31 protein-coding genes are annotated in these 26,598 nt (G+C 59.5%); 22 read left to right on the plus strand and 9 right to left on the minus strand.

The genetic code is table 11. The annotated features are described in order from the left end of the window. The 5 genes from KCG45_RS00600 to ruvX are packed head-to-tail and all read left to right on the plus strand — an operon-like array spanning position 1 to position 3,277. Positions 1 to 285, plus strand: coding sequence for a pyridoxal phosphate biosynthetic protein (locus tag KCG45_RS00600; protein WP_218315224.1), 285 nt, complete (start codon positions 1 to 3; stop codon positions 283 to 285). After that, a complete protein-coding gene (gene acpS / locus KCG45_RS00605; protein ID WP_218315225.1) occupies positions 282 to 683 on the plus strand; it encodes a holo-ACP synthase in 402 nt (133 codons plus the stop codon). The genes KCG45_RS00600 and acpS overlap by 4 nt, the downstream gene beginning before the upstream one ends. Before the next feature lie 46 nt (positions 684 to 729). Continuing rightward, positions 730 to 1,611 carry a signal peptidase I gene (gene lepB, locus KCG45_RS00610; RefSeq protein WP_218316329.1) on the plus strand — a complete coding sequence of 294 codons (882 nt, stop codon included), beginning with the start codon at positions 730 to 732 and terminating at the stop codon, positions 1,609 to 1,611. Between the two features lie 20 nt (positions 1,612 to 1,631). Continuing rightward, positions 1,632 to 2,795 (plus strand): DUF3089 domain-containing protein, encoded by a 1,164-nt coding sequence (locus KCG45_RS00615; protein ID WP_218315226.1) that lies wholly within the window; start codon positions 1,632 to 1,634, stop codon positions 2,793 to 2,795. After that, complete coding sequence (gene ruvX, locus KCG45_RS00620) at positions 2,792 to 3,277, plus strand: Holliday junction resolvase RuvX (protein WP_218316330.1); 486 nt, start codon at positions 2,792 to 2,794, stop codon at positions 3,275 to 3,277. The genes KCG45_RS00615 and ruvX overlap by 4 nt, the downstream gene beginning before the upstream one ends. On the opposite strand, the gene KCG45_RS00625 is transcribed toward ruvX, so the two are convergent. From KCG45_RS00625 to KCG45_RS00635, 3 genes are read right to left on the minus strand one after another with little or no spacing between them, the layout of a single operon-like run. After that, positions 3,274 to 4,170 (minus strand): transposase, encoded by an 897-nt coding sequence (locus tag KCG45_RS00625; RefSeq protein WP_218315227.1) that lies wholly within the window; start codon positions 4,168 to 4,170, stop codon positions 3,274 to 3,276. The two genes, ruvX and KCG45_RS00625, sit on opposite strands and share 4 nt — an antisense overlap. Further along, entirely contained in the window at positions 4,158 to 5,132 is a 975-nt protein-coding gene (locus KCG45_RS00630; protein WP_218315228.1) for a hypothetical protein, read from the minus strand. Before KCG45_RS00630 ends, KCG45_RS00625 begins: the two co-directional genes overlap by 13 nt. A gap of 19 nt (positions 5,133 to 5,151) precedes the next feature. Then, positions 5,152 to 5,310 (minus strand): hypothetical protein, encoded by a 159-nt coding sequence (locus tag KCG45_RS00635; protein ID WP_218315229.1) that lies wholly within the window; start codon positions 5,308 to 5,310, stop codon positions 5,152 to 5,154. A gap of 129 nt (positions 5,311 to 5,439) precedes the next feature. Here KCG45_RS00635 and KCG45_RS00640 point away from each other — a divergent pair, with 129 nt between their 5' ends. Next, complete coding sequence (locus KCG45_RS00640) at positions 5,440 to 5,940, plus strand: PaaI family thioesterase (protein ID WP_218315230.1); 501 nt, start codon at positions 5,440 to 5,442, stop codon at positions 5,938 to 5,940. After that, the gene (locus tag KCG45_RS00645; RefSeq protein ID WP_218315231.1) at positions 5,933 to 6,322 is read left to right on the plus strand and encodes a PaaI family thioesterase; all 390 of its coding nucleotides are present in this window, start codon (positions 5,933 to 5,935) and stop codon (positions 6,320 to 6,322) included. The genes KCG45_RS00640 and KCG45_RS00645 overlap by 8 nt, the downstream gene beginning before the upstream one ends. A gap of 3 nt (positions 6,323 to 6,325) precedes the next feature. Here the strand turns inward: KCG45_RS00645 and KCG45_RS00650 are convergent, their stop codons facing one another. From KCG45_RS00650 to KCG45_RS00660, 3 genes are all read right to left on the minus strand, one after another. Beyond that, positions 6,326 to 8,479, minus strand: coding sequence for a transglycosylase domain-containing protein (locus KCG45_RS00650; RefSeq protein WP_218315232.1), 2,154 nt, complete (start codon positions 8,477 to 8,479; stop codon positions 6,326 to 6,328). 47 nt (positions 8,480 to 8,526) lie between these two features. Beyond that, on the minus strand, positions 8,527 to 9,516 hold the full coding sequence (gene cobS, locus KCG45_RS00655; protein ID WP_218315233.1) for a cobaltochelatase subunit CobS: 990 nt from the start codon (positions 9,514 to 9,516) through the stop codon (positions 8,527 to 8,529). 84 nt (positions 9,517 to 9,600) lie between these two features. Continuing rightward, a complete protein-coding gene (locus KCG45_RS00660) occupies positions 9,601 to 10,278 on the minus strand; it encodes a cupin domain-containing protein (protein ID WP_218315234.1) in 678 nt (225 codons plus the stop codon). Between the two features lie 81 nt (positions 10,279 to 10,359). Here KCG45_RS00660 and KCG45_RS00665 point away from each other — a divergent pair, with 81 nt between their 5' ends. The 3 genes from KCG45_RS00665 to KCG45_RS00675 are packed head-to-tail and all read left to right on the plus strand — an operon-like array spanning position 10,360 to position 12,253. After that, positions 10,360 to 11,199 (plus strand): oxygenase MpaB family protein, encoded by an 840-nt coding sequence (locus tag KCG45_RS00665; RefSeq protein WP_218315235.1) that lies wholly within the window; start codon positions 10,360 to 10,362, stop codon positions 11,197 to 11,199. 59 nt (positions 11,200 to 11,258) lie between these two features. Further along, positions 11,259 to 11,618 (plus strand): DUF1428 domain-containing protein, encoded by a 360-nt coding sequence (locus KCG45_RS00670; RefSeq protein WP_255547877.1) that lies wholly within the window; start codon positions 11,259 to 11,261, stop codon positions 11,616 to 11,618. A gap of 14 nt (positions 11,619 to 11,632) precedes the next feature. After that, positions 11,633 to 12,253 (plus strand): glutathione S-transferase family protein, encoded by a 621-nt coding sequence (locus KCG45_RS00675; RefSeq protein WP_218315237.1) that lies wholly within the window; start codon positions 11,633 to 11,635, stop codon positions 12,251 to 12,253. A gap of 5 nt (positions 12,254 to 12,258) precedes the next feature. Here the strand turns inward: KCG45_RS00675 and KCG45_RS00680 are convergent, their stop codons facing one another. After that, positions 12,259 to 12,852 (minus strand): DnaJ domain-containing protein, encoded by a 594-nt coding sequence (locus tag KCG45_RS00680; protein WP_218316331.1) that lies wholly within the window; start codon positions 12,850 to 12,852, stop codon positions 12,259 to 12,261. Positions 12,853 to 12,924: 72 nt separating this feature from the next. Between KCG45_RS00680 and KCG45_RS00685 the strand changes: the two genes are divergently transcribed. From KCG45_RS00685 to KCG45_RS00705, 5 genes are read left to right on the plus strand one after another with little or no spacing between them, the layout of a single operon-like run. After that, the gene (locus KCG45_RS00685) at positions 12,925 to 13,194 is read left to right on the plus strand and encodes a BolA family protein (protein ID WP_218315238.1); all 270 of its coding nucleotides are present in this window, start codon (positions 12,925 to 12,927) and stop codon (positions 13,192 to 13,194) included. Then, on the plus strand, positions 13,194 to 13,649 hold the full coding sequence (locus tag KCG45_RS00690) for an NUDIX hydrolase (RefSeq protein WP_218315239.1): 456 nt from the start codon (positions 13,194 to 13,196) through the stop codon (positions 13,647 to 13,649). The genes KCG45_RS00685 and KCG45_RS00690 overlap by 1 nt, the downstream gene beginning before the upstream one ends. After that, on the plus strand, positions 13,646 to 14,527 hold the full coding sequence (locus KCG45_RS00695; RefSeq protein WP_218315240.1) for a pirin family protein: 882 nt from the start codon (positions 13,646 to 13,648) through the stop codon (positions 14,525 to 14,527). Before KCG45_RS00690 ends, KCG45_RS00695 begins: the two co-directional genes overlap by 4 nt. Positions 14,528 to 14,549: 22 nt before the next feature. Beyond that, complete coding sequence (locus KCG45_RS00700; RefSeq protein WP_218315241.1) at positions 14,550 to 15,362, plus strand: SDR family NAD(P)-dependent oxidoreductase; 813 nt, start codon at positions 14,550 to 14,552, stop codon at positions 15,360 to 15,362. Positions 15,363 to 15,367: 5 nt separating this feature from the next. After that, positions 15,368 to 16,255: an alpha/beta fold hydrolase gene (locus KCG45_RS00705; RefSeq protein ID WP_218315242.1), complete on the plus strand. Its 888-nt coding sequence runs from the start codon at positions 15,368 to 15,370 to the stop codon at positions 16,253 to 16,255. On the opposite strand, the gene KCG45_RS00710 is transcribed toward KCG45_RS00705, so the two are convergent. Next, positions 16,252 to 17,346 (minus strand): DUF2332 domain-containing protein, encoded by a 1,095-nt coding sequence (locus KCG45_RS00710; protein WP_218315243.1) that lies wholly within the window; start codon positions 17,344 to 17,346, stop codon positions 16,252 to 16,254. The two genes, KCG45_RS00705 and KCG45_RS00710, sit on opposite strands and share 4 nt — an antisense overlap. Before the next feature lie 44 nt (positions 17,347 to 17,390). Here KCG45_RS00710 and hisG point away from each other — a divergent pair, with 44 nt between their 5' ends. The 6 genes from hisG to KCG45_RS00740 all read left to right on the plus strand — a co-directional run bounded on the left by hisG (position 17,391) and on the right by KCG45_RS00740 (position 24,075). Next, entirely contained in the window at positions 17,391 to 18,077 is a 687-nt protein-coding gene (gene hisG, locus KCG45_RS00715; RefSeq protein ID WP_218315244.1) for an ATP phosphoribosyltransferase, read from the plus strand. Continuing rightward, positions 18,077 to 19,369, plus strand: coding sequence for a histidinol dehydrogenase (hisD, locus tag KCG45_RS00720; RefSeq protein WP_218315245.1), 1,293 nt, complete (start codon positions 18,077 to 18,079; stop codon positions 19,367 to 19,369). The genes hisG and hisD overlap by 1 nt, the downstream gene beginning before the upstream one ends. Beyond that, entirely contained in the window at positions 19,366 to 19,833 is a 468-nt protein-coding gene (gene nusB / locus KCG45_RS00725; protein ID WP_218315246.1) for a transcription antitermination factor NusB, read from the plus strand. The genes hisD and nusB overlap by 4 nt, the downstream gene beginning before the upstream one ends. A 10-nt stretch (positions 19,834 to 19,843) precedes the next feature. Further along, complete coding sequence (gene thiL, locus KCG45_RS00730; RefSeq protein ID WP_255547881.1) at positions 19,844 to 20,731, plus strand: thiamine-phosphate kinase; 888 nt, start codon at positions 19,844 to 19,846, stop codon at positions 20,729 to 20,731. Positions 20,732 to 20,916: 185 nt separating this feature from the next. Further along, complete coding sequence (locus tag KCG45_RS00735; protein ID WP_218315247.1) at positions 20,917 to 23,034, plus strand: sodium-translocating pyrophosphatase; 2,118 nt, start codon at positions 20,917 to 20,919, stop codon at positions 23,032 to 23,034. Positions 23,035 to 23,145: 111 nt separating this feature from the next. Next, positions 23,146 to 24,075 (plus strand): acyl-CoA thioesterase, encoded by a 930-nt coding sequence (locus KCG45_RS00740; RefSeq protein WP_218315248.1) that lies wholly within the window; start codon positions 23,146 to 23,148, stop codon positions 24,073 to 24,075. 11 nt (positions 24,076 to 24,086) lie between these two features. Here the strand turns inward: KCG45_RS00740 and KCG45_RS00745 are convergent, their stop codons facing one another. Continuing rightward, positions 24,087 to 24,905 (minus strand): universal stress protein, encoded by an 819-nt coding sequence (locus KCG45_RS00745; RefSeq protein ID WP_218315249.1) that lies wholly within the window; start codon positions 24,903 to 24,905, stop codon positions 24,087 to 24,089. Positions 24,906 to 24,989: 84 nt separating this feature from the next. Between KCG45_RS00745 and KCG45_RS00750 the strand changes: the two genes are divergently transcribed. Continuing rightward, positions 24,990 to 26,543, plus strand: coding sequence for a carotenoid oxygenase family protein (locus tag KCG45_RS00750; RefSeq protein WP_369410706.1), 1,554 nt, complete (start codon positions 24,990 to 24,992; stop codon positions 26,541 to 26,543). The last annotated feature ends 55 nt before the right edge of the window (positions 26,544 to 26,598 follow it).

The raw sequence follows: 26,598 nt of genomic DNA on the forward strand, positions 1-26,598 counted from the left end.
ATGGATACCAGCCAAGCCCCCGAACTCACTTCCGAGCAGAAGCGCTGGGCGTTCTTTGGCTCGACCCTCTTCCTGACAGCAGTCGGCTTTCTCGGCTATGCATTAGGCGAAGGAGCGATGATCCTGTTCGCCGCCGGATGGGTCGCACTGCAAATTTTCGGCTTCGTTGGCTCATTGCGCCTCGCGAAGGGTGACTTCGCGCAACCCCTGTTCAAATCGCAGGTGTTTCTGCACGTCATTGTTCTAATGATGCTTATGGCGCTAGTTTTCAGGAGCGGTGGATGATCATCGGGCTCGGTTCGGACCTTTGCAATATCGAACGCATCCAGAATTCGCTCAACCGTTTCGGCGAGCGTTTCGAAAATCGCGTCTTCACGGACGTCGAGCGCGCGAAAGCGCAACGCCGCCCTTTCACGATCGCCGGCACGTATGCCAAGCGCTTTGCTGCCAAAGAGGCATTCAGCAAGGCGGTCGGCACCGGATTCAGACGCGGCGTTTTCATGAGGGACATTGGCGTCGTGAACGCGCGATCTGGCGCTCCGACGCTCGCATTGACGGGAGGAGCCGCAAACCGGCTTGAAGAAATGGTCCCGGGAGGCCATGAGGTAAATATTCACCTTACCCTAACCGACGATCATCCATGGGCGCAGGCTTTCGTTATCATCGAAGCCACGCCCAAGTGAGCGCGATCATGAAGCAAAGCCTGTGACCACGAGCAAGTTCAATCCTATGAATGCCAGCCCAACTCCTGCGGCAATCGAAGATAGCGGCGACGAAAAAATCAACTGGTTCGCCGAACTGCGCGGGCTGGGGATCATGCTCGTCGCCGTATTGGCATTCCACAGCCTCGTCGCGAAGCCTTTCTACATCCCGTCTACGTCAATGATGCCCGGCTTGTGGGTCGGCGACCGGCTTGTCGTGAGCAAATATCCGTATGGCTGGTCATGGGCCTCGGCGAGCTTCCACCTGCTGCCCCGCGGCGAATGGCGGCTGTTCGCCGATACGCCCGAATATGGCGACATCGTCATCCCTGTGCATCCGACACGTGACGAAGATTATATCAAGCGCGTGGTCGCCTTGCCCGGCGACACTATCGAGGTACGTGATGGGCGCATCATTCTGAACGGGACACCGGTGACGCGCGAGCAGGTTCCCGATATGCGGATTCCGTTCGAGCCGAACCTGCTATGCGATGGCAGGCCATGCCTTACGAACTTCGAGCCTTACCGGGTGACGGGCGCTGATGGTCAGGACTATTTCGAGGTGGAAACCTACCGCGAGACCTTGCCCAACGGTGCGACTTACCTCGTGATGGATCACAGGCAGCAAATGCTCGACAATTTTGATGCCTACACGGTCCCTGAAGGTCATGTTTTCGTGATGGGCGATAATCGGGATGAAAGCGCCGACAGTCGCGCCCCTGCCGAAGCGCGCGGACTAGGCAAGGGCATTCCGCTCGAGAATATTGGCGGGCGCGCCGAATTCATCACTTTCTCTCTCGACGGGTCGACAACCTGGAACCCCGGCACGTGGTTCAGCAGCTTTCGCCCCGAAAGAGCCTGGACAACGCTGCGCCCACCAATCGCCGAGGGATATGAAACCGACGAATAATAGGCGCGTTTCCAGAACATATGGCCAAGAAATTCCTCTATTTCATCGCGATCTGCATCGTCCTCTTCCTTGTCGGCCGGATCGGTTACGAGATATTCAAGGACGAATTGGCCGCTTTCGCGCTTGTCCCGTCGAACGAGTTCACGCCGACAGAGCCTCTGGAAGCGAATGCCTATCAGGATCCAGCCCTGTGGTATTCCCGGCCGGGCATCGGCATCAATGATCCTGCCCGTTGGCAGCCTGCCTACGCAGCCACTGCGGCAGAAACCCGTGAACCCGCCACCGATCGCGATAAGGCTGGATCGCTCCCGAATTTCGCCGTCTTTTTCATCCATCCGACCAGCTATCTTAGCCGAAGTAATTGGAACGCTCCGATTGGAGAAATTGCTGACGAAGAAGCCGAGCGGATCGCGCGTGTCTACGTTCGTGGCATGGCAAGCCCGTTCAATGGTGCAAGCGAGATTTGGGCTCCCAAGTACCGTCAGGCAACGATGGGAGCATTCCTGACCGACGCGCCCGAAGCCGAACAAGCGATTGATGCCGCTTACGCCGATGTGCTCGAAGCTTATCGATACTTCCTAGGCTCGCTCGATGACGATACGCCGATTGTGCTCGCAGGCCATAGCCAAGGATCGCTCCATCTGTTGCGGCTGCTTCGTGAGGAAGTGACCGGTTCACCTGAGGCCGATCGCCTGGTTGCAGCCTACGCGATCGGCTGGCCAATCTCGGTTGATCACGACCTGCCAGCACTGGGCATCGCGGCATGTGCAACGCCTGCACAAACCGGCTGCCTGCTTTCGTGGTCGAGCTTCGCCGAGCCTGCCGATCCTTCCAGTGTGATTGAGGCATATTCCAATTCGGTGGGATTCGACGGCGAGCTGCGGGGCGACAGCACTATCCTATGCACGAACCCGCTGACCGGGAAATTCGGCGGTTCAGCGCCTGAAAGCGCCAACCTCGGCACTTTGGTTCCTGATGACAGCATGTCGAACGGTGAACTGGTGCCGGGCGCAGTCCCCGCACGCTGCGACGAGCGCGGCCTGCTGCTTATCGGCGACCCTCCCGAGCTTGGCTCCTACGTTCTGCCGGGGAACAATTATCACGTGTACGATATCCCGCTGTTCTGGGCGAACACACAGGCGGACGTTGCGCAGCGCGCGCAGGCTTTGGAACCGGCAAACTGAGCGGCGTCAGTCTCATCACCGAGGCGGCACCCGATTTCGCAGATGCGCTGCCCGATGGCGGAGTTCTGCTTGGCTTGGATCTCGGCACCAAGACCATCGGAACCGCGACCTGCGATGCTGGCTGGCGGTTCGCGACAAACGGTAAGACGCTGGCCCGCGGGAAATGGACGCGCGACAAGCCGGTCATTGGCGAGTTAATTGCGACACGAGCCATTGCGGGGATCGTGCTGGGACTTCCACGCAATATGGACGGCAGCGAAGGCCCGAGAGTTCAGGCGAGCCGCGCCTTTGCGCGCAATCTCTCCGAAGCATTTGGCCTTCCCGTGCTACTGTGGGACGAGCGCTGGTCGACCCAGAGCGCTGAAGCCGCGTTGATCGGTCAGGATGTAAGTCGTACCAAACGCGCCAAGTCCATCGACAGCCATGCTGCGGCTGTCATCCTGCAGGGGGCGATCGACAGACTGGCGGGCGGCGTTATTTAGCCGTCAAGCGCCGCGCGTCGAACCTTCGCAACGGCGGCCACCATCCTGCTCCCCGACATCTCCCCCGATCGCCAAAGATCATCAGTTTCCATTCCGCCGCCGAGACGCGCGGCCCGCGCCTCGAAACTCGCGAGGCGCAAGCGCTCACTTGGATGAGCGTCGCCGACCCGCTCGGCATAATCCAGCGCCTCATCACTGCCGAGCCCAACGGCAACCCGCAGAAACGCTTCGGTCGCATTGGGGCTGAGCACGCGCGTCACCTCGCGCCGCTCAAGATCAAAGCCATATTGATCGTGCCAGCATTGGGCCGGATCGACATGCATGACGTTGAGCGATACCGAAAGGCTTTCTGCAGGCAATTGCGAATGAACGTCACGGTGCGCGCGATAGAGCAGCAGCTTGCCCTCATGCAGCGCGCTCCGCTCGACGAAACGCAACGGCGCTGGTTCGCCCGCATATCCCGTTACCTGTTCGTAGGCGTATTCGTAATAATCGCTGCAATAGCCTGGCCCGAAATACCCGCTCGTCAGAAACGAAAAATTGTGGTCGTGCGGGATGCCATAGACGAACGCCTTGGCCCCGCTGGTTCGAAAAAGGAGGTCGCTTTCGGAGGGCCAGATGTTGGCGCGCAGGAACATACCGCCCCTTAGAGGGCTAAGCACGATGGCCTGCGGTCCAAATCCACTGACGATCTCGTTCTCGCTGCGCCCTGCCAGCCGGTCGATCAATCTGTCAGCCAGAAATGTCCGGTTGTTTGTCAGGCGGCGCAGCCATTTGGCGGCCTCCAGCGTGCTTGCCGGATCCCGGGGATCGAAACCCAGGCTAGCGAGCGCTTCGATACACTCAGGTAATGAGCAAACGGTGTCACTCGAATTATCTATCAAATGCGGCACGAGAATTCCTCCAGCTTCGGTTTGGTATGGAACAGGTGCTGCTCCAGATCGGCCGCAGGACGCGCCAGTTGATCGCGTGGAGATGCCCGCAGCTCGGCCAGAAGATCCATGCCGCGCTGTGTGTTGAGGGCAAGCGTTTGCCTCACCGCCTCCCAGCGCACGTCCGCATCTTCATTCTGGTCGCGCGCGCGATCGGCCATCAGGTCCAGCGCCAGCCCATGGTGCATGGCACCGATCACCGCCAATGCCATCTGCTTTTCGCTGGCGGATTTGTCTCCGCTCACCGACCGCATTAGCGCACCATCCGCAAGCCGGAATTCTCGGGAAGAGCGCGGTCTCCGCGGCGTCCTCGAGAGCTGGAGAAGCACTAGCGATCCGCGCACATCCAACACTTGCCGAGTTTCGTGCAGCCCCGTCATGACAATGACGCAACCCTCGCGCCAGTCCGCATGAATGGTCGCAATTTTCGATTCTGCGCTTGTGCCGTTTTCTCTGCGATGAAGCACGCTCCTGGCCGACCCCGAAAGCACTATTTCCCGGCTCTCCCGGTCGCTGAAAAGCGCTGTCTGTGGTTCCTCCGGGCCCGATTGGTCGCGCCTCTCATAGGCCAACAGGCTGAGTGTCGCTTCGCCGCTTTGCATCAATTGCACGCTCGTCAGACCGTCAGAACAGCGATAACGGTGCTGCACCTCTGCCAATGGCTCATCCTGCAAGGCATGGAGCATCGGCTTAAGCCACGCATCCGCAAAACTGGTCGCTACCGCCCGCTCGGTCGTCAGTTCCCCAAGCGATTGGCAATCTGACAGATCACAACCGGAGCCATACCCCTGCAACTCGGCTGCAATCGTTTGGACAATTCCCTGATCGCGCCATTCATCAGCCGCCCGGCTCATTCGCGAACGAACGCGGCGCTGCAGAGCAGGATCGCTCCGCAGCGCCGCAATGTCGAAATGCGTTTGCATTCTTTGGTGCGCCTATCGATCAGGCGACGATGGCGTGGGCGCCGGTGTCATAGACGTACACCATGATCGCGACGACGGAATCTTCGTAAGCTGCACCGAACTGGGTAGCCGAACCATAAAGACCTTGAGCCGTTTCGAGGCCCGGAATGGTGGCTAGGTCGATCTTTGGCAGGTTCATTCATTTTTCCTTTCGTGAAATGCCCAAAGGCAGACTTGCCGATGGCGCATTCGCAATCTGGCGGCATGAAAGCGGTACGAGAAATTAAAGGATTGTAATGCGCTGGCATGCCTTCCAAGGATCACTTCCATGACTAAGCCGCCGCCCGTGTTCGATCCTGCCGAAGCATCGGAATCGTTCTTTCGCCATGGTCATACCGGCTGGTTGGGGATGAAATATTCCGCGCACGGCGACGATTGGGTGGAACTGGAGCTGCCATGGCGCGAAGATCTGCTTGGCGATCCGGAGCGCGGCGTCTTGGCATCGGGGCCGATTATCAGTCTGATGGACATGGCGAGCGGGATGTCGATCTGGCAGGTGAAGCAGCAATTCGCGCTGATCGCTACGCTCGATCTCCGGGTCGATTATCAGCGACCGACAAGGGAGCGCAGCTCGGTCTGGGGCCGCGTCGAATGCTATCGCACCACCAAATCGGCCTCATTCGTTCGCGGGATCGCTCATGACGGCAACCTCGAAGATCCGGTTGCCCATGTGGCGGGCGTCTTCATGACGATAGGCAAATATCGCAACCCGGCGGACGTGCCCGAAAGCGTCCAGGCGGGCAGCGCTGCGGGGACCGGCGATGAGTGATCTTGAACTTCCCCCATACGCCCGGGCGCTCGGCATAGAAGTCAGTGGTCACGAAGACGGCGTGCCTGTGCTTACCGTTGGATTCGGATCATCCGTAGAAGGACGGCCCAGGCATTACCATGGCGGGGCGGTCGCAGGCCTGCTTGAGAATGCTGGCTACAGCGCGCTGCGCGCCCGGCTGCAGGAAGAAGGTCGCAACGCGCAATTGAAACCGGTGAATATCACCGTCCAATACCTCTCCGCGGGAAAGTCTAAGCCTAGCTTTGCCGTCGGCCAGATCACCCGGCTCGGCAGGCGCAACGCCAATATTGCGGTCGAGGCATGGCAGGAAGACCGCGACAAACCGATAGCTACGGCGATCATGAATATCCTGATGGCGTGAGCGTTACCTGTCGGGCTCGGCCGACTCCACCGCAAGGCCGTTATCGTCCAGCCTGAAATCGAGCGGCATTCCTTCGATTTCGGTGCTTATCGTTATTCCATCATCGTCGAAGCTGATGCTTGAACCATTGTCGTCGAGCGGAATTGTGGCCCCGTCCTCGACATCGAAGGGCTGGATCGGGCCTTCGGGATCGGGCGACGCGCTCGGCCTAGGTTCGGGCAGCGATAGCGCGCCGCGCATGAAGTCTTTCCAGATACGTGCAGGCAAACCGCCACCGGTCACGCCGTCCAAGGGCGAATTGTCATCGTTGCCGACCCAAACACCGACAACGAGATCCCCTGCATATCCCACGAAGAGCGCATCGCGATTGTTCTGGCTCGTCCCGGTCTTGCCGTAGTTTGCGACGGGCAACGTCGCCGCCCTCCCCGTCCCGCGATTGATGACCGCGCGAAGCATCTGTTCCAGATCGCTATGCGCGCGGCTCGAGATGTTATCTTCCGGTGTCAAAATCCAATCCCACCAGCTTTCCTCCGCTTTTGGAAACGCGTACGCTCTGACGGGAAAAGAATTCGCGGCCACTCCTGCATAAGCAGATGTCAGCTCGAGCAGCGTCATCGAGGATGTCCCCAGCGCCAAACTCGGATCGCCCTCTGGCAAGGGTGACGTCACGCCTAGCGATCTCGCCGTGCGGATCACATTTTCACTGCCTACTTCGTCGAACAGGCGGACAGCGGCGACATTGCTCGATGTTGCAAGCGCGTCTTCCAGAGTTATCGTCGGTGAATAATTGTCTCGCGAATTCTTTGGCCGATAGCTGCCCTTTTCGATCGGTGTATTGGCGATCGTGTCTTCCGGTTCCCACCCAGCTTCCAGTGCAGCGAGATAGACGAACAGCTTGAAGGTCGATCCCGGCTGGCGCTTGGCCTGGGTCGCTCGGTTGAAGGGAGAAGAGGCATAATCCTTGCCCCCAACCATCGCGACTACCTCACCCGTAGGCCGCATGGCGACCAGAGCGACCTGCGCCCCGCCAAGTGCGGCTCTGCTGGTGACACGCCCGGCAAGCCCTTGGAGCCCTGCGTCAAGCGTCGTCGTAAAGGCCTGACGCGAATAGCTCGCCTCTACACCTTCGCGCGCAATAGGCAGTGCCCAATCTGCAAAATAGGTGCCGGTCGGCAGATCGTCGCGAGTGCGTACATCCAGCCTCGGTGCAGGCAAGGCCGCCGCCTCGGCTTCGGTCAGATAGCCCTCTGCAACCATCGCGCCGACCACCAGGTCCATTCGCCGCTTGGCGCGGTCGTAATGCTTGGCCGGATTGTACCGCGACGGGGCCTGTAACAGCCCTGCCAGCATCGCCGCTTGCTGCGGCAGAAGATTTTCCGGCTTGCGATAGAAGTAGTGCATCGATGCGGCACGGAGGCCGTATTGATTGTCTCCGAAATACGCGTTGGAGAGATAGCGTTCGAGGATTTCATCCTTGGTCAGCCAGGTTTCCAGCCAGAAGGCGATCAGCGCCTCGCGGGCCTTGCGGGTGAGTGTCTGTTCCGGAGTGAGAAAGGTGAATTTCGCCAGCTGCTGCGTGATCGTGCTTCCACCGCCTCGCCCCGTCCAGATAGCGCGGGCAATGCCACGCGGATCGACGCCCCAATGCGAGTAGAACCGTCGATCTTCTATCGCGAGGAAAGCTTCAACGACGTGCGGCGGCAATCTCCCCACCTCGACCGGCGCATCGACCATTGCGCCGCTGCGCGCGATTGGTGTTCCATCGCTTGCCAACAGAGTTATCTGCGGCGCGGCGATGGGCTCCAGTGATTTGGAAAGCGGGGCAGTGATCGCCAGCCATGCCACAATTGCGAAGAAGAGGAGTATAGCAGCGACGAAAACTCGCACCGCCCACCAGCGTTTGCGGCGTCCGCGATATTTCGATGGGCGCCACCATGGCAGCCTCCGGCGACGCTCGCGCTCTACCTCACTGTCGAGCGAAGAGAGCCTCTGATCCCACTTGTTATAGTCCGGCGAAAAGCGCGGCGTCGCAGACGGTGCGAAATCGTCGTCTGCGGAAAAGCCGCGCTGCGATTCGTAGAGCGGAAAAAACCCCGTTTCACCATCACGCTCGTGATCGTGCGGGGAGCGTCTACGGAATCGGGAGAATAGACCCATACGCACTGTATTAGCAGGCTATTACACCTGCAGGCAAGTGGCTTCGCTTACCTACCCTGGGCAGCGCTCTCGGGCAGGTCTTCGTCGAACACCCGCTGGTAATATTCACTCACCAGCGTGCGCTCGGCTTCGTCGCATTTGTTGAGGAACGAGAGGCGGAACGCAAACCCGACCGAATTGAAGATAGCGGCGTTCTGCGCCCAGGTAATGACCGTTCGCGGGCTCATCACGGTCGAAATATCGCCAGTCATGAAACCCTGACGAGTCAGCTCTGCGACCTTCACCATGTCGGCAATCAGCGCATCATCGCAATCGGGCGTCTTCGACTTGACGATCTGCTGTTCGATTTCGGCAGGGAGATAATTCAGCGCCACAACAATGTTCCAGCGATCCATCTGCGCCTGGTTGATTGCCTGGGTGCCATGATAAAGGCCACTTGTATCACCCAATCCGACTGTGTTGGTCGTCGCAAAAAGGCGGAAATACGGATTAGGCGTAATCACGCGGTTCTGATCGAGCAGCGTCAGGCGGCCATCGAATTCGAGAATGCGCTGGATTACGAACATCACGTCCGGGCGGCCGGCATCATACTCATCGAAAGTAAGCGCGACGGGATGCTGCAAAGCCCACGGCAGGATCCCTTCCTTGAATTCGGTGACTTGCAGACCGTCTTTCAGCACGATTGCATCGCGCCCGACAAGATCGATCCGACTAATATGCGCATCGAGGTTGACACGGATACTCGGCCAATTGAGCCGCGCAGCAATCTGTTCAATGTGGGTCGATTTACCGGTGCCATGATAGCCCTGCACCATGACCCGGCGATTGTGCGCAAAACCGGCGAGTATAGCGAGGGTCGTGTCGGCATCGAACACGTAGCTTTCGTCAAGCTCGGGCACATGCTCGTCGTTTTCGCTAAAAGCAGGAACCTGCCAATCGATATCGATGCCGAATGTGTCACGCACATCGACCGTCGTATCCGGCTTCGAAGGGATGGCGCTCGCGCCTGCGAATTCTTCTGAGGAATGTGAGTTCATTGCGCGCCCCGGTTAGAGCGCATGGGCCTGCGCTGCAAGACGCGGCGACCTGCTAAATTTGCAAGTCAGGCGATTTTTCTCGGGTTAATTGCCGGGAATACGGATGGCCCCGAGATGCCCACGCTTTATCCAGACACGCACGCCTTCACTGCCTGCCGCGAATTCTGACGATCTGCCGGAAGGCAATCGAATCCAGTCATGAACGCCGAACGTTTCTCCCAAGTAGCCGAGCGAACCTCTTAGTATGAGCAGCTCGGCACCGCCCTCACTCTCCAAGTTCACCTCAATCCCAGCGATCCAATCTTGAAGTGTCACCTCCTCATAGGATCGTTTGGCAAGGACGGCGGTGCTGACACCCGGGCGCTTCTCGTCCGGTACCGTGTCGAGACCATTGAGGTCGACTACCATCTGTTCTTGGTCGGCCTCGTCGAACTGCCACAATTCTACGAAGATGGTGCATCCGGGATCGGAGCGCGGAACGTGGTGCGTTCCAATCGGATTGCGGACGTACGTGCCTGCCGGGTAATCGCCGTGCTCGTCCTGAAACACGCCTTCGAGGACGATGAATTCTTCCCCGCCAGAATGCGTGTGCTCCGAAAAGGCGCTGCCGGGGGCATAACGAACAATCGAGGTGGCGCGCGCCACTTCGTCGCCCAGGCGGTCCAACATCCTGCGGTCGACACCCGCCATTGGCGAAGCCTGCCAATCGAGTCGGTCGGTGTGGATCGCCACAGGTTCGTCGAAATCGGCGTTGATGTGCATCACAGGAAAATGGCGCGCGGCGTCTTAAGAATAAAGGGGCCCCTGCTCGAAATATCCGATCATTGTGATTACATTGGCGAAATGGCCGATCCGATTGAAACTCTGCGCTTGAAGCTCGTCGAGCAGGTGCGCGGCGTATTCAACGACACTTCCCAAGGGCAGAAACCAGTGCCGCCTTCGGACGACGCACTGTTCGAACGTGATACGCCGATCCGCATGGTCCACGCCGATCTGGTGGGCATGATGACCGGTGGCATCCGCGGCCTGATGCTGCAAATGCTTCACCCGCACGCGCTTCAGGGTGTGCTCGACCATTCCAATTTTCGTGAAGATATGCATGGCCGATTGCGCCGAACCGCGAAATTCATCGCTGTAACGACATTTGGTCACCGTGATGAAGCGATGAAGGCGATCGATAGGGTGAACCGCATTCATGCGAAGGTGGGCGGTACCCTGCCCGATGGCACGCCTTACATAGCCAACAATCCCCGCACGCTTGCATGGGTGCATGTGGTCGAGGCGCAGAGTTTCCTCGCCGGATACGTGCGGCACGTACGCCCCGACATGTCTTACGGCGACCGCGACGAATATTATCGCCAGTTCGCGGTGATTGCCCGCGCGCTTGGCGCCGATCCGGTACCCGAAACACAGAACGAGGCGGACGCGATTTTCCGCGAGCTGCGCGGTGATCTTCGCGCTTCGCCGGAGGCACGAGAAGTGGCTCAGCTCGTCCTCAGTCAGAGGCCGAAAGGCACGCCGCCCGCACTGCAGACGATGATCGGCGCCGAAGCGGTTGCCATGCTGCCGGATTGGGCGCGGTCCATGCTGCGGCTGAAACGCCCGGTAATCACCGCCTTGCCCGCGCGCGCGGCGACATGGGGAATGGGCAGGACATTGCGCTGGGCGTTCCGACAGAATTGACGGCAAATCGCCGCATTCCTGCTCTAGCTTAGCGGAACAAGCTTGAGGGAGAATTAGCGATGTATGTTGCCTGTGCGGTGTTGTCAGTGCTGGAAGAGGATCGCAAAAAGTACCACGAAGCTGCTGAATTTATGGCAAATTGGTCGATGGATCACGGCGCGCTCGAGGTCATGGAGGCTTGGGAGGCCGATGTTCCGGATGGAAAAAACACCGATTACCGAAAGGCAGTCAATGCCCCTCCAGGTGAGAAAATCGTCACCGGTTGGGTGATCTGGCCAAACAAGCAGGTTTTCGAAAAAGCCAATGAGGCGTTGATGAGAGGTGAAGGATTTGAAAATCACAATGGCGACGACATGCCATTTGATGGCTCTCGCTTGATCTTTGGTGCCTTTGAACCGATCCTGACCAAAGGGCGCTGAGGGGAGAGGCAGAAATGGCCGAGTTCACATTCTACACTGTTGCAATGAGCCGCGGACAGATTTCGCGCTGGGCACTGCATGAGGCGGGAGCGGATTACGAGCAGGTCGTGTTCGACTTTGCAACGCGGCCCGATCACTTCACCGATATCAATCCGATGAATAAAGTGCCCGCTTTGGTTCACCATCACGGTGCCCATGATCACGTCATAACCGAGGCCGCCGCGATCAATCACTACCTTGCCGAAACGCATCCCGATGCAGGACTGCTGCCAGACACCCACGAGAAAGCTGCCTATTTCCGCTGGTTGTTTTTCGCCGCTGGCCCCCTCGAGCAGGCCGTCGTCGCGCAGGCGATGGATTGGAAGGTGCCCCAAGAACGCGTTGGAATGGCAGGTTTCGGCAGTCTCGAACTCGCGCTCTCGGCGATGGAGAGCTGGCTTTCGGACAACGACTTTGCTGCAGGCAGCCGTTTTACCATGGCCGACACGTATGTCGGCAGCCAATTCATATGGGGACTCCGTTTCGGCTCGATCCCGGAGGCACCCGCTTTCAGGGCTTATGTAGATCGGGTCACAAACCGCTCAGCTTATTCCGAAGCAAATGCGATCGACGCCAAGCTGATCGACGAAGGCTGAGGAGGCTAAGCGATGACCTTGCTCTTCCGCAGCAATTGATACGCTTCTACTACTTTGTTCAGCCGCGTCTCGTATCGGCGGTCTCCGCCATTTCTGTCGGGATGATAACGCCGAACCAGTTCGGAATAGCGCCGCCGCAATCGCCGGCGATCCGTATTGCTGCCTAAACCCATGATTTCGAGGGCCGACGCTTCGTCTTTCGAAAAGCGTCCGTCCATAGCCATTTTCGCCTCGCGTTCTGCGCGGCTGCGAATGCCGCTCGCCCGCGCAGAGATTGCATCCAGCGGATCGTCATAATCGGCCCAGCGGGGCATTCCGTCGACGGCCGCCTTCGGAGAGAATGCAGCGCTTTCGGTGCGCCAACCGCTGGCAGGTGACTGCGCGGCAATGACTTCCTCCGCGCTCATCCCTTCGAACCAGTCGTAGCCTGCATTGAATTCCCGCACATGATCCAGGCAGAACCAGCGCCATTCGCCCGGCCCATCAAAACCGTTGGGACGGTATCCCGGCGCACGAAACTCACCAGCGTCGCGGCACGTGGGATGCTCGCAAATGCGGTCCTCGTCTTCATGACGGCCATGGAACTTTGCAGAACGCATAAGGGTTGAGAATGGTGACTTGCGCACCAGATTCCAACCATAACGTGATCGCAAGAAAAGGGATAAGCGGGAATGAGCGGAACAATCGCCGAGGAAATGCAGCAACGACTTGAGAAAGCGTTCGAACCGTCGCGTCTCGAAATTATCAACGACAGCGCCAGCCATGCCGGTCACTCGGGTGACGATGGTTCAGGGGAATCGCACTTCACCATCGTGATCGAAGCGGACGCGTTCGCGCCGATGAATCGCCTTTCACGCCAACGCGCGGTGATTGCCGCGCTCGGCGATATTGTTGGCGAGCGTGTCCACGCGGTCGCGATCAAGGCGAGCGCCCCGGCCTGATGGCCGATTTGCCCCCTGTCAAACGCCTGCGCCGCTCTGCGCGAATCATCGTTCTCGATCCGCAGCACCGCGCTCTGATGTTTCGGTTCGACGTTCCCGGCCGACCGCCGTTCTGGGTCACGACCGGAGGAGAATGCGAACCCGGCGAGAGCTTCGAAAGCGCAGCGAGACGCGAATTGTTCGAGGAGACCGGGATTCATGCCAAACCCGGCAGGCAAATTGCGCGCACGAACCCTGAATTTGTGACCGTCGAGGGCGAACCGGTTCAAGGCGATGAGCGTTACTTCGTCGTGCATGCCGCAAAGGCGGAAATCGACACATCGCACCACACGGAGCTCGAACAAAAGCTCATGACCCGGCATCGCTGGTTTACTCTCGACGAACTTTCCGATTGGCACGAGGCGCTTTTTCCGGAAAACCTCAGAGATATGATCCAGAAGGAGCTCGCCGGATGATCACCGAGACAATCACGCCGACCACCCACGATCTCGGCCAATTCGAGGTCCGACGCGTGCTTCCCTCGCGCCAGCGTACGATGGTTGGTCCATTCATTTTCGTCGACGAATTCGGCCCGGGCCAGCTGGATGTCGGGACAGGCATGGACGTCCGCCCGCATCCGCATATCAATCTCGCGACGGTAACGTGGCTCTTTCAGGGGGCAATCGACCACCGCGACAGCATAGGGACATTTTCGACCATTCGTCCCGGCACGGTAAACCTGATGACCGCCGGGCGTGGCATCGTGCATTCGGAACGCTCGCCGCAAGAAGAAAAAGCCAAAGGCCCGATGCTATACGGGATGCAGACCTGGCTCGCGCTGCCGGACGGCCGCGAGGAAATCGATCCCGCATTTGAAGCGGTTTCCGATTTGCCGATGATCGAGGATACTGCCGCCACGGCTTGGGTGATCATGGGTAATCTGTGGGGTGAAAGCGCCGCGACAACGACCCATGCCGATACGATTTACGCCGAGATTCTGCTCGGTCCCGGTGGATCGATCCCGATCGAGGCAGACGCCGATGAACGGGCGGTTATCCTAGTCGGCGGCGAGGCATCGGTTGACGGGGTGGCCCTTGGCTCCTTCGAGCTGGCGGTGCTCGCGCCGGGCACGGAAATGACACTTTCGGGCCGTGACGGTGCTCGGGTCATGTTGCTCGGCGGAGAGGCCTTTACCACGAAACGCCACGTTTTCTGGAACTTCGTGAGCTCGGACCGTGAGCGTATCCAGCAGGCAAAAGAAGACTGGCGCGAGGGACGTTTCCCCAAGGTGCCGGGCGATGAAAACGAATTTATTCCCTTGCCCGAAGTGCCCAAGACCGTCAGCTATCCCTGAAGCAGGACTTCGGGAGAGAGCAGTGGATTACGCCGGCAAGGTCGTCTGGATAACGGGCGCTTCATCGGGAATAGGTGCGGCGCTAGCGCGAGACGCGGCATCGCGCGGTGCGCATTTGGTGCTGTCGGGCCGAAACGAAGGCCGCCTTGCCGAAGTCGCTGCGCAATGCAGTGAAACACTGACCCTGCCATTCGATGTGCGCGATGATGCCGCGCTTGCCGATGCGACTGCAAAGGCAATCTCCTGGAAAGGCGGCGTCGATATCGCGTTTGCCAATGCCGGTGTCTCGCAGCGCAGCAGGGCGCTTAAGACCGACATGCAGGTCTACCGCGACATCATCGATATCGATCTGACCGCCCAGATCGCTTTCAGCCAAGGGCTTATCGGACACATGGCCGAGCGTGGCTCCGGTGCGCTCGCCTTCATCTCCTCGATCGCAGGAAAAGTCGGTGTGCCGATGCGCACTGCGTACAGCGCCGTCAAATTCGGGCTCGCCGGATATGGCGATGCCTTGCGAGCGGAGCTTTCCCAAACGGGTGTCAGCGTTCATGTAATCTATCCCGGTTCGGTCGCGACCGACGTGGCACGCAATGCGCTGGTGGCGGACGGAAACAAGCGTGGGCGCAGTGACAAGGTGATCGACGAAGGCATTCCCGCAGCCGATGCAGCCAAGGCAATGCTTGACGGCATGGCGGCGGGCGAACGCGAGATCATCGTTGCACAAGGGATGGAAGCGGGCATGGGTGAACTGCGCCGCACACCCGATCAATTGTTCGACCAGATCGCAGGGATGGTGGCGAGCGGCTATATGGAAAAGATGGAAAGCGAGGGCTGACGGCCATGGAACAAAAACGTGTCGACCTCGCAAACGGAATTCATCTGAATGTAGTGGACGAAGGGCCAGTTGATGCGCCTGCCCTTATATTTCTGCACGGCTTTCCCGAAAGCCACCGCACATGGCGCCACCAGATCGCACATTTCAAGGACCGCTTCCGCTGCATCGCGCCCGATCAGCGCGGCTATCGCGGATCGTCGAAGCCACAAGATGTCGATGCCTATACCCCCGACAAGCTGATCGGCGATATCTTCCTGCTTGCCGATGCGCTTTCGATTCCGAAATTCACGATTGTCGGTCACGACTGGGGTGGAGCAATCGCATGGGGTGTGGCGCTCGGCGGGCAGCATATGCGGGTTGAGCGAGCGGTCATTGCCAATGCACCCCATCCGGCAATCTTTCAGAAGCTGCTCTACACCCATCCGGGTCAGCGCGAGGCAAGCCAGTATATCCGCGGGTTCCGCGATCCGGCGAACGATGCACTGGTAAAGGATGAGGGCCTCACGGGATTGATGCTAAAAGAGGTAAAGTGGGACCGGCCTGCCGCGATGGAACCGGAAGAGCGTGAGGCTTTGCTGCGCGACTGGCAGAACCGCGACGCCGCGTTCGGAATGCTGAATTATTACCGTGCCAGCCCGATGTACGTGCCGACGATGGACGAGCCGTTCGAGGTGCCTGAAGGCTATTCTCCGCCGCAGCTGCCCAAACTGACCATCCCGACGATGGTGATCTGGGCGCTCGACGATCTCGCGCTGCCGCCCGAAAACCTTGAAGGGCTGGACGCGATCATCGACCCGCTCACCATCGTCGAGGTACCCGATTGCGGACATTTCGTCCCATGGGAAGCGCCCAAAAAGGTGAACGCGGCGATGGAGCCATTCCTGACGGCTTAGCCGCCAAGCCATTCAATCCAGGCCCCGTGCGGATGCGCGACGGCGAGCTTGCGCCATTTCTCGCCGCCCGGCCAATAGCGCACGGTCAGTTCGTGGCGGTGAGTATCCCTGTTCGCTTCGAGCGACACCCATGCCAGCGGCTGGGTTGCGGTTGCCTCCGCTCCGGCTATTTCGATGCGTTCGGTGATGGCCTTGCGCTGCACCTCGGGCACGTATTGCCACACGACCGAATGCGCAATCAGCCGCGTTACGCCCGACACAGCCGGTTCGGCCAGCACTTCGTCGACAAAAGCATCGGCTGGCTGGCGCGAAATTTCGGGCGGTATCGTGTTGGCCGCTGCGATCGCCGCATCCATACGCGCAAATCGCTCTGTAAATTCCGGCCAGATATAGGCGCGCAACCGCAATGCCTGTTCGGGGTCGGTCAGATCGACCGGGGCGATATCGCAGCCGCGCGCCGCGACGATATCGATGTCATGTGGTGGCGGCGGATTGCCGAGCCACTCGGGCTTGAGCAGCATTCGGGTGCCCGCTGGCCCCAACGTGGTCCCGCCCAGATCGTAGAAATAGCGGCCCATCATCAGGTTGATGCCAGCGCTCGACCCTAGCTCATTGAGCGCGAAGCGCAGCGGCAGTCCCTCATCCGCCAGCCAGAGCATTGCTGCAGCATAGTTGCTCGATCGTCCCGCTTCGTTGGTTTGCGGCGGCCCGTCCAGCCAAGGGAGCAGTTCTGCCTCATGCCGTTCGAGCACATCGGCGACCACATCTGTCGCACCGGATATCCGTTGCCCGGCATAGATCGGCGCAAGTTCAGGCGCGTTGCCCTTCAGATGGAGCGCGTGCAGCCCGCCCGCCACGCGCAGCGGCAGCGCATCGGCAAGTGGCGGACCGGCCCATTTGCGAAGTCGCAGCATGACCGTCCCGCCGCGCTCTCCTGGCAGCAATTCCAGCAGCGCCTGGCACACACTGGCGGTGATTTCGGCTCCGTTATCGCGGCAATAGGCGACCTGGTTTTCGAACGCCCGCGCGATTGCATTTGCCCCGGTGGCCTGCGGATCGACCACTTCGTAACGCGCATCGGTGGTATCCATATTCGTTGCCCTTTCGCTCCACAGTGCCTAAGTGCCCCGCGACCATGAAAACCGACCAATCCCACGACGCTTTCGAACAGCTGACCTTCGCTGTCCCCAAGGGCCGCATTCTCGACGAGGCACTGCCGGTGATGGCGCGTGCGGGCGTGGTGCCCGAGGATGGCTTTCACGACAAGTCCAACCGGTCGCTGTCTTTTGGCACCAATCGAGGCGACATGCGCATGATCCGCGTGCGTGCATTCGATGTGGCGACTTTCGTGGCTCACGGTGCGGCGCAGATCGGGATCGTCGGTTCGGATGTGATCGAGGAATTCGATTACGCCGACCTCTACGCTCCCGTCGATCTCGATATCGGCCACTGCCGACTTTCCGTTGCGCGGCTCGAGACCGATTCTGAGGAAAGCGAAGCAGTCAGTCACCTGCGCGTCGCCACGAAATATCCGAACCTGACCCGCAGGCATTTCGAGGCGGCGGGCATTCAGGCCGAATGCGTAAAGCTGAACGGCGCGATGGAGCTTGCACCTTCGCTGGGGCTCGCGCGGCAAATCGTTGATTTGGTATCAACCGGGCGGACACTAAAACAGAATGGCCTGGTCGAAACCAGCCGCATCATCGACATTTCCGCCCGCCTGATCGTCAATCGAGCCGCGCTCAAACAGGACCCGCGCGTTGCTGATCTGGTTGCGGCCTTCCGCGCAGACGCGCACGCCCGAACCGAGAAAGCCGCCTGATGCAGACGCTCTCCACGCTCGACCCGGATTTCCAGAAGAAGTTCACCCGCTTGGTCAATGCCCGCCGCGAGACCGAAGAGGATGTCGCAGGACAGGTGGCCAGCATCCTGACCGCTGTGAAGAGCCGAGGCGACCATGCGTTGATCGAATACAGCCAGCGCTTCGATAGCTATCCACTCGCGTCGGATGAAGACTGGGTCATCACGGCGGAACGCTGCAAAGAGGCATATGACGGCCTGAATGCGGATTTGCGTGATGCGCTCGAACTCGCCGCGAACCGGATCCGCGCGTATCACGAAGCACAATTGCCGAGGGATCGAGACTATACGGACGATGCCGGTATACGCCTAGGAGCGCTCTGGCGTCCGGTCGATGCCGCCGGACTTTACGTTCCGGGCGGGCGGGCTGCCTATCCATCGTCACTGCTGATGAACGCGATCCCAGCTCGCGTAGCGGGGGTTGAACGGATCGTCGTCGTTACACCGACCCCGCGCGGGAACAGCAATCCGGTCGTCCTCGCAGCGGCGCACATTGCGGGGATCAACGAGATTTGGCGCGTCGGCGGCGCACATGCGCTTGGCGCGCTCGCTTTTGGCACAGAACGGATAAAGCCAGTCGATGTCATCACCGGGCCGGGCAATTCCTATGTGGCTGAAGCGAAGCGCCAGCTTTACGGCGTTGTCGGTATCGACATGGTTGCCGGACCGTCCGAAATCCTGGTCATTGCCGATGGCAAGAACGATCCCGATTGGATAGCCGCAGACCTCCTGAGCCAGGCGGAGCACGATCCGACCTCTCAATCTATCCTAATCACCGACGATGCCGGTTTCGGCTCGCTGGTAAGCGATTGTGTGCGGTTGCAGCTCAATCAGCTCTCAACCGGTGAAACCGCGAAAGCGAGCTGGGAGGCCAACGGCGCGGTTATTGTCGTGAACGATCTCGATTCCGAAGCACCTGCACTGGCCAATCGTCTCGCCGCCGAGCACGTCGAACTCGCCATCGATGATCCCGAAACGATGCTTTCCAGTATCAAACACGCCGGTAGCGTCTTTCTCGGCCGGATGACGCCCGAAGCGATTGGCGATTATGTGGCTGGCCCGAACCATGTCCTGCCAACCGGTCGCCGCGCTCGCTTTTCAAGCGGGCTGTCCGTGCTCGATTTCATGAAACGGACGAGTTTTATCGGTCTCGACGAAAAATCGTTTGCCGCAGTTGGTCCGGCCGCAGCCACACTCGCCCATGCCGAGGGCCTGCCCGCGCACGCCCGATCGGTGGAGCTTAGAAGCAAATGAACACGACTGCCCGATCTGCCGCACGTTCGACGGCCCGCCTCGCTGCCGTTCAGGCGCTCTATCAACAGCAGATGGAAAAAACGCCGCTCGCCAAGCTGCTCAACGAATTTCACCAGCACCGGCTTGGCCGAGAAGTTGATGATGACGAGCATGAAGGTGAGGCGTTTGCGGATGCCGAAGTGGAATTCTTCGACGATATCGTTCGCGGCGTAGATGCGAGGCGCGACGAAATAGATGCAATGCTGGCTGAAAAGCTTGCATCCGGCTGGACACTTGCCCGGCTGGACAAGACGATGCTGCAGGTGCTGCGTGGCGGCACATACGAACTGCTTGCCCGCGCAGACGTACCAATGGCCACCGCGATCAGCGAGTATGTGGATGTGGCAAAAGCGTTCTTCGACGACCGTGAGGCCAAGTTCGTGAATGGCATCCTTGATGCGGTTGCCAAGGAAACACGCCGCTGATTTCCCAGGCATGGTCCGCCGTGTTACTGCGTTCGGAATGATGACCGAAGGCGAATTTCTCGCGGCGCTGCGCACGCTGCCGCTTCATCCAGGTTCGCGCGATCTCAGGGATGATTGTGCGCTCATCGAAATCGGCGAAGAGACACTGGTCTTCAACCACGATCTGATGGCGGAGGACACGCATTTCCGCCGTGAGGCTGATCTTGCCGACGTCGCTTGGAAGCTCGTCGCGCTCAATCTGTCAGACCTTGCATCCAAAGGTGCGAAACCGATCGGCATCCTTCTTGGCCATGCGCTAGGCGGCAATGACCAACGTTTCGTAGAAGGCTTGCGCGAAGTCCTAACGACCTACGATGTGCCGCTGATGGGCGGTGACACAATCGCTGCGACCGGAGCCAGTACATTCAGCCTGACGGCTATCGGCCGGGCAACCAGTCGGCCCGTTCCTTCACGAAGCGCAGCGGTGCCGGGTCACAGTGTATTCGTAACCGGGACCGTCGGCCGCGCCATGCTCGGCTTTGAGGGGTTCGACGAGCACCTCGAGGCGTTCAACCGGCCGCGACCGCGGCTTGAAGAAGGGATCGCACTTGCACCCTTGGTGGGCGGCATGATGGACGTTTCGGATGGTCTGCTCCTCGATGTGTTCAGAATGGCCAAGGCCAGCAATACTTCAATCGCGATCGAAGCGTCGGCGGTACCGGTTGCAGACCCCGATAGGGCTTCAGAGTGCATGCGGTGGGGGGACGATTACGAATTGCTTTTCACCCTGCCTTCGGGCGCTGCTCTGCCTGTCGCGGCGACCATGATCGGCACCGTTGAAGAACGCGGTAGAGCTCCATTACTGCTCGATGGTAACGCTGTGAGCGATCCCGAAGGTCTCGGTTACCAGCACGGATAGAGCCCGCCGCGCGCTCTTCCCCTCCCAAAACTGGTGAAACGGGCGCCCTCTCCCGCCATTGAGGCTTGTCAGCATGCAGCAAGCCCGTATGACTGTGCGTCCTTGCGCCGCATAAACATAATTCGGGATCATCTAATCAGGCGCATTTCCCATATCTGTTTTCGCGTCACGAGAGGGGATTATTCGTGAACCTAATACTGATATCTATCGGGCTGGGACTGCTCGCCGTGGTTTACGGCATCTTTACCCGCGCCCAGGTGCTCTCCGCGAGCACCGGCAATGAAAAAATGCAAGAAATCGCGGGCGCCATTCAAGAAGGTGCGCAAGCCTACCTCAACCGTCAATACACCACGATCGGCATCGTTGGCGTGATCGTCGCGATCATTGTCGGCGTGTTCCTGGGTCTTATCCCGGCGGTCGGTTTCGTCGTCGGCGCGCTGCTTTCGGGCGTGGCCGGGTATATCGGCATGAATATTTCCGTGCAGTCGAATGTGCGCACAGCGCAGGCGGCAAGTGTGGGTCTGCAAGAGGGCCTCACGCTGGCGTTCCGCGCGGGTGCAATTACCGGGCTGCTTGTGGCTGGCCTCGCGCTGCTCGCGATTGCCGTGTTCTTTTATGTCCTGGTCGGCCCCATGAATCTTGAACCGAACAGCCGCACCGTGATCGACGGCCTTGTAGGCCTCGCATTCGGCGCCTCGCTGATTTCGATCTTCGCACGTCTGGGCGGCGGCATCTTTACCAAGGCTGCAGACGTCGGAGCCGACCTTGTCGGCAAGGTCGAAGCCGGTATTCCCGAGGATGACCCCCGCAACCCTGCCGTGATTGCCGACAACGTTGGCGACAATGTCGGTGACTGCGCGGGCATGGCCGCAGACCTGTTCGAAACCTACGTTGTCACCGTGGGTGCCACGATGGTTCTGACTGCATTGCTGCTGACACAGATCGGAGACTTGCTGCTCCCATTGATGGCGCTTCCGTTGCTGATCGGCGGAGCATGCATCGTGACCTCGATCATTGGCACCTACTTCGTCCGTCTGGGCGGAGGAACCAATGTAATGGGAGCGATGTACAAGGGCTTCCTCGTCACTGCGATACTCGCCATTCCGCTGATCTACGTCGTCACGCAATATGCGCTCGGTACGGTCGGTATCGACATGAACACCGTGCTCAATCCGGGTACGGACATGGTTCCCTTCACAGGCAGGGATTTATTTTACTGCTCGTTGATCGGACTTGCGCTGACCGGCATCATCATCTGGATCACCGAGTATTACACCGGCACGAATTACCGCCCGGTCCGCTCGATCGCCAAGGCTTCGGAAACGGGGCACGGCACCAACGTGATCCAGGGCCTCGCCATCAGCCTCGAATCGACCGCTTTGCCGACCATCGTGATTATCGCCGCCATTATCGGTGCGTATCAGCTGGCCGGTCTTCTCGGTCTCGCTTTCGGTGCGACCGCAATGCTGGCTTTGGCAGGCATGGTCGTGGCGCTCGATGCGTATGGTCCGGTGACCGACAATGCCGGCGGCATCGCCGAAATGGCCGGACTGGACGATAGTGTGCGTGAAAAGACCGACCTGCTCGATGCGGTTGGTAACACCACCAAAGCCGTGACCAAGGGCTATGCAATCGGCTCTGCCGGTCTTGCAGCGCTCGTCCTGTTTGCGGCCTACACCGCCGACCTTCGGGCCTATTTCCCCGATGCGACCGTCGATTTCAGTCTCGAAAATCCTTATGTGATTGTCGGGCTGCTGCTCGGTGCCCTGCTCCCGTACCTGTTCGGTGCGATGGGGATGACCGCCGTCGGCCGCGCTGCGGGCGATGTGGTCAAGGACGTGCGCGAGCAGTTCAAAGAAAAGCCGGGCATCATGGATTATTCCGAGAAGCCCGATTACGCGCGCACAGTGGACCTCGTGACCAAGGCGGCGATCAAGGAAATGATCGTTCCTTCGCTGCTTCCGGTCCTTGCTCCGGTTGTCGTGTACTTCGTGATCTACGGCCTCGCGGGTCAGGAAAACGCCTTTGCGGCGCTGGGCGCTCTGCTGCTCGGCGTGATTGTCGGCGGCCTGTTCGTTGCGCTTTCCATGACCGCTGGCGGCGGTGCATGGGACAATGCAAAGAAGTATATCGAAGACGGCAATCATGGGGGCAAAGGTTCGGAAGCTCACAAGGCTGCCGTCACCGGTGATACTGTGGGTGATCCTTACAAGGATACCGCCGGTCCTGCCGTGAACCCCATGATCAAGATCACGAACATCGTCGCGCTACTTCTGCTCGCGGCGTTGGCCGGGACACACTAATTCCCGACCAGGTGTTGGGACAAGAACCCCGCTCGGAGCGATCCGGGCGGGGTTTGCTTTTTCCGGTCGGTGCGATCTTGACCTCAACCATCACCACCGCGATGGCAGGACATGACTGAAAAACCGACACCTGACAAACTCGTGGGCGGTCTCGTCCGCCTCCTGACAGTCGAAAAACGCGCGGCCGACATCTATTCCGGCCATCCGCAAAAAGGTGGCGTCGGGCGCGTCTTTGGCGGCCAGGTGCTTGCGCAGGCTCTTAAGGCAGCGCAGGCCTCGGTCACCGATGGAAAGACCGCACATTCGCTCCACGCCTATTTCCTGCGGGGCGGCAAGGAAGGCATCCCCATCGAATACCGGATCGAGCGGGACTTTGACGGTCGCAGCTTTTCCAATCGCCGCGTGGTGGCAGCGCAAGAAGCCGAAGATGGAACGATCACGCCGATCCTCAATCTGACCGCCAGCTTCCAGGTGGCCGAGGATGGTATGGAGCATGTCGATTCGCCGGTGCCCGATGTCGCACCTCCCGAGGATTTGAAGTCCGACATGGAGATGCGACGGATCATGGCGGACAAGATCGGTGACAAGCTTTCCGACGCGCAGCGCGCCCTCATGCTCCGTCCGCGTCCGATTGAAATGCGCACCATCGACAGGCTGCACTGGATGAATTCCGAACCACGCGAACCGCGAGCGCACACGTGGTTCAAAACCGCAGCGCCCCTGCCGGACGATCCGGACCTGCACCGCGCAATCCTGACCTATGCCAGCGATTACACCCTACTGGGCACCAGCGCGTTACCCCATGGCCTTTCATGGATGCGCGGCGAATTGGTGGGGGCCAGCCTCGACCATGCGATCTGGTTTCACCAGGAAGCCCGCGCCGATGAATGGCTGCTCTACGCCACCGACGCACCTTGGTCGGGCAGCGGGCGCGGGTTCAATCGCGGGCGTATCTTCAACCGCGCAGGAGACCTCGTTGCCAGCGTGGCGCAAGAGGGCATGATGCGTCGGAGAAAGAAAAAGCCTGGCGGCGGCGAATAATCCCAACGGACTCAATGCGCCAAAAATATCGGTAGCTGCGGATCGGTCAGGGACCGCCGGGTGACCCCGCCCAAGAGCATCTCCGCCAAACGCGAATGTCCATAGGCACCCATGATCATCATCGAGCAGCCGCGTTGCTCGGCCGCTGAAAACAATGTGTCCGAGATCTTCGCTTCGCCGCGCGGAATCTCGACGATCTCAGCCTCGATCCCGTGCCGGCTGAGGTATTTCGCGCCTTCGCTCGCCGGAAAATCGAACCGCTGCTTGTCGCTTTCCTCCGCGATGCTGACCAGATGGATTTCGCTCGCATGCGCCAGCAGCGGCACTGCGGCGCGCAGTGCAACGCACGCTTCGGACGACCCGTTCCACGCGATCATCACGGGAGCTTTAAGATCCAATCGCTTGGTCTCGCCCGGCACGACCAGAACTGGAACGGGAGCCTTCAAGACCAGGTTGCCGACCATTGCCGAAGGACGGTGTGATCCTTCTTCCCCGATATCGCGTGGGCCGACCAGGATTAGATCGTGCAACGCAGATTGTTCGAGCAGCCGGTGTTCGGCCATGCCATACATGAACTGCCATTCCCATGCAGCGTCTTCGTTGGCGAGATCGGTTTCGATCTTTTCGCGCAACTCTTCGGCAGCCTCCTTGATGCGCGGCATGGCCGCTGCCATCGCCGAACCGTAAAAATCGCCGGGGGCGAAGACCTCGAAACTGACTGCCTGAAGGAATGTGATATGCGCACCGGTTGCTCGAGCGATGTCGAGCGCGATCTGCATCCTTGCTTCCATGCAATTGTCGTCGGCGGCGTGAACGAGAATAGATTTCATGAGACTCTCCTTTGATCTTGGAAAACATCATGCGCCGTTTTCCAGCTGGTCACCTTGATCGAAATCAAATTTGAGCGAGATCCTGTGGCGGTTTTCTTGATCGTCCACCTGCGCTACGATTGGGTCTCTTGGGAGGAATTCGCCATGCAGGTCACGCGCCAACCGCCGGTTAAAACGACGCTCGAGCCGTCCAACCATCCCTATCTGAGCGGACCGTGGACCCCGGTGCACGAGGAACTCGATGTCGACCGGCTTGAGGTGATCGAAGGTGAAATTCCAGCCGATATCGACGGTATTTATCTTCGGAACACCGAAAATCCGGTGCACCAGCCGCTCGGTCGTCATCATCCCTTCGATGGAGATGCGATGATCCACCAGGTCAGCATTTCGAGTGGTAAAGCAAGTTACCGAAACCGCTTCCTTCGCACGCAGTGTTTCATCGAAGAGCAAATCGCTGGCGGCGCGCTGTGGGGCGGTCTTATGGACGCGCCTGCACTATCGAAGCGTCCCGGTTTTGGCGCGCATGGCAGCCTGAAGGATACCGGCAGCACAGACATCGTCGTCCATGCAGGCGTGGCGCTCGCGACATTCTATCAGTGCGGCGAGGCATGGCAAATGGACCCGGTGACGCTGGACAATCTCGGCAAGGCGTCGTGGGGGCCGCTCGACGGAGTGTCTGCGCATCCAAAGGTGGACGAAGCGACGGGCGAGCTGATGTTCTTCAATTATTCGAAGCACGCGCCTTTCATGCATTACGGTGTCGTCGATCGGTCTGGCAAATTGGTGCACTACGTGCCGATCCCCCTGCCCGGCCCGCGGCTGCCCCACGACATGGCAGTCACGAAAAACTGGTCGATCCTCAATGACATGCCACTGTTCTGGGATGAGGAATTGCTAAAGCGCGACATTCACGCAGCGCGGATTCACGATGGCGTGCCGACACGCCTCGCTCTGATCCCCCGGCATGGGCAGCCCGAGGAGATCCGCTGGTTCGAGGCATCGCCGACTTACGTCTTGCACTGGACCAATGCTTACGAGGATGGCGATGAGGTCGTGCTCGAAGGGTATTATCAGGACAAACCGATGCCGGACCCGATCGAAGATGCGGGTGAATACAGCCATATGATGGCCTACGTGGACGAACACTCGTTCCAATCACGTCTGCACCGCTGGCGGTTCAACTTGGAAACGGGTGCCTGCACTGAAGAGCGCCTGTCCGACCGAATCGTCGAATTTGGCATGATCAATCCCGACTATCTGATGCGCAAAAACCGCTTCATCTGGTCGACCACCACAAGACCCGGCTGGTTCCTGTTCAATGGGTACGTCCGTCATGACACGGACAACGGAGAAGAGCAGGTCTTCGAATTACCTGATGGCGTTTATGCGAGCGAGAGCCCGGTCATTCCGAAAAAGGGCTGCGCTGCTGAAGACGACGCATACCTCATCACTTTCCTGATCGACGAGAATACCGGCACATCCGAATGTGCCATCCTCGATGCAGGCGACATTGCTCGTGGGCCCATTTGTCGCCTTGCACTGCCGCATAAGGTTTCGAGCGGCGTGCACTCGACCTGGATCGAGCATTCGCAGCTTGCATCGGACGCTGCGTTCAGGCGCGCAAACTTTGCCGCCTGACGCCCAGACGTTGCGAGATGGCACTGAAACTTTTACCGCGCCGAGGCGTTGACCA

This window comes from Erythrobacter ani, from assembly GCF_019204025.1.
Taxonomy (GTDB): Bacteria; Pseudomonadota; Alphaproteobacteria; order Sphingomonadales; family Sphingomonadaceae; genus Erythrobacter; species Erythrobacter ani.

Coding starts and splice junctions, on each gene's coding strand:
- KCG45_RS00600 (WP_218315224.1), top strand. CDS start 1: ATGGATACCAGCCAAGCCCCCGAACTCACTTCCGAGCAGAAGCGCTGG.
- acpS (WP_218315225.1), top strand. CDS start 282: ATGATCATCGGGCTCGGTTCGGACCTTTGCAATATCGAACGCATCCAG.
- lepB (WP_218316329.1), top strand. CDS start 730: ATGAATGCCAGCCCAACTCCTGCGGCAATCGAAGATAGCGGCGACGAA.
- KCG45_RS00615 (WP_218315226.1), top strand. CDS start 1,632: ATGGCCAAGAAATTCCTCTATTTCATCGCGATCTGCATCGTCCTCTTC.
- KCG45_RS00630 (WP_218315228.1), bottom strand. CDS start 5,132: ATGCAAACGCATTTCGACATTGCGGCGCTGCGGAGCGATCCTGCTCTG.
- KCG45_RS00635 (WP_218315229.1), bottom strand. CDS start 5,310: ATGAACCTGCCAAAGATCGACCTAGCCACCATTCCGGGCCTCGAAACG.
- KCG45_RS00640 (WP_218315230.1), top strand. CDS start 5,440: ATGACTAAGCCGCCGCCCGTGTTCGATCCTGCCGAAGCATCGGAATCG.
- KCG45_RS00645 (WP_218315231.1), top strand. CDS start 5,933: ATGAGTGATCTTGAACTTCCCCCATACGCCCGGGCGCTCGGCATAGAA.
- KCG45_RS00650 (WP_218315232.1), bottom strand. CDS start 8,479: ATGGGTCTATTCTCCCGATTCCGTAGACGCTCCCCGCACGATCACGAG.
- cobS (WP_218315233.1), bottom strand. CDS start 9,516: ATGAACTCACATTCCTCAGAAGAATTCGCAGGCGCGAGCGCCATCCCT.
- KCG45_RS00660 (WP_218315234.1), bottom strand. CDS start 10,278: ATGCACATCAACGCCGATTTCGACGAACCTGTGGCGATCCACACCGAC.
- KCG45_RS00665 (WP_218315235.1), top strand. CDS start 10,360: ATGGCCGATCCGATTGAAACTCTGCGCTTGAAGCTCGTCGAGCAGGTG.
- KCG45_RS00670 (WP_255547877.1), top strand. CDS start 11,259: ATGTATGTTGCCTGTGCGGTGTTGTCAGTGCTGGAAGAGGATCGCAAA.
- KCG45_RS00675 (WP_218315237.1), top strand. CDS start 11,633: ATGGCCGAGTTCACATTCTACACTGTTGCAATGAGCCGCGGACAGATT.
- KCG45_RS00680 (WP_218316331.1), bottom strand. CDS start 12,852: ATGCGTTCTGCAAAGTTCCATGGCCGTCATGAAGACGAGGACCGCATT.
- KCG45_RS00685 (WP_218315238.1), top strand. CDS start 12,925: ATGAGCGGAACAATCGCCGAGGAAATGCAGCAACGACTTGAGAAAGCG.
- KCG45_RS00690 (WP_218315239.1), top strand. CDS start 13,194: ATGGCCGATTTGCCCCCTGTCAAACGCCTGCGCCGCTCTGCGCGAATC.
- KCG45_RS00695 (WP_218315240.1), top strand. CDS start 13,646: ATGATCACCGAGACAATCACGCCGACCACCCACGATCTCGGCCAATTC.
- KCG45_RS00705 (WP_218315242.1), top strand. CDS start 15,368: ATGGAACAAAAACGTGTCGACCTCGCAAACGGAATTCATCTGAATGTA.
- KCG45_RS00710 (WP_218315243.1), bottom strand. CDS start 17,346: ATGGATACCACCGATGCGCGTTACGAAGTGGTCGATCCGCAGGCCACC.
- hisG (WP_218315244.1), top strand. CDS start 17,391: ATGAAAACCGACCAATCCCACGACGCTTTCGAACAGCTGACCTTCGCT.
- hisD (WP_218315245.1), top strand. CDS start 18,077: ATGCAGACGCTCTCCACGCTCGACCCGGATTTCCAGAAGAAGTTCACC.
- nusB (WP_218315246.1), top strand. CDS start 19,366: ATGAACACGACTGCCCGATCTGCCGCACGTTCGACGGCCCGCCTCGCT.
- thiL (WP_255547881.1), top strand. CDS start 19,844: ATGGTCCGCCGTGTTACTGCGTTCGGAATGATGACCGAAGGCGAATTT.
- KCG45_RS00740 (WP_218315248.1), top strand. CDS start 23,146: ATGACTGAAAAACCGACACCTGACAAACTCGTGGGCGGTCTCGTCCGC.
- KCG45_RS00745 (WP_218315249.1), bottom strand. CDS start 24,905: ATGAAATCTATTCTCGTTCACGCCGCCGACGACAATTGCATGGAAGCA.